This is a genomic window from Streptomyces sp. col6 (genome assembly GCF_008042035.1).
GTDB lineage: Bacteria > Actinomycetota > Actinomycetes > Streptomycetales > Streptomycetaceae > Streptomyces.
Window position 1 is genome coordinate 1 of sequence record NZ_RDBL01000071.1, and the last position, 765, is coordinate 765.

Genomic DNA, 765 nt, shown 5'->3' on the forward strand with positions numbered 1-765 from the left:
CAGTGGCCGCGGATGGAGCCCGTCTCCATCGGTCCCGGCTGCTGGATCGGTACCGGTGCGGTGATCCTGCCGGGCGCCCGGCTCGGACGCAATGTCGTCGTGGCCGCCGGCGCGGTCGTCCGCGGCGAGGTGCCCGACCGGGCGGTCGTGGCAGGCGCTCCCGCCCGGGTCGTACGCAGCTGGCATCCGGACCGGGGCTGGGAGCCGCCCCTGCGCACACCGGCCCCGGTGCCGATCCCCGCGGACGTCACCCCGGAACAGCTGCTGGCCGTGGCGGAGCTGGAAGAGGGTTAGGGCCTGTCGTCAAACTCCCCTCTGCCGCGCGACGCCTGGCACGCACTCCCGCCGCACCGGCCGAGATCCCAAGTACGTCCAGTACGAGGGATCGCGGCCGGCACGCCGAGAGCACGCACCAGACGCCGCGCGGCCGCCCTCCGGGCGACGAGGGGACTTTGACGACAGGCCCTAGGGCCTTTCGTCCGGATCAGGCCGGGCTCGCGCGCTGACCCGGCCCCGCGCTCAGCCGGTCGCCAGCAGGACCGTGCCCACCAGTGCGAGTCCGGCGCCCGCCGCCTGCACGCCCCGCAGCCGCTCCTTGAGGTACCCGCGCGCGGCCAGGGCGGTGACCACCGGATAGAGCGAGGCCAGTACGGCGGCGACGGTGACCGGGCCGTGCTGCGCGGCCATCGCGTACGTGCCGTTGGCCGCCACGTCCGCGAGCCCGACGAACGCCAGCGCCGGAAGGGCGGCCCGGACCGCCGCCGC

Annotated in this window: 2 protein-coding genes; one reads left to right on the forward strand and one right to left on the reverse strand. The window is 75.9% G+C overall.

The features are described from left to right. Nucleotides 1-294: DapH/DapD/GlmU-related protein (locus EAO73_RS35365; protein ID WP_318153315.1), on the forward strand; the 294-nt coding region annotated here is incomplete at its 5' end. Between the two features lie 225 nt (nucleotides 295-519). Here EAO73_RS35365 and EAO73_RS35370 read toward each other — a convergent pair. Next, on the reverse strand, nucleotides 520-765 hold a 246-nt coding region (locus EAO73_RS35370; protein WP_147975624.1), incomplete at its 5' end, for an EamA family transporter.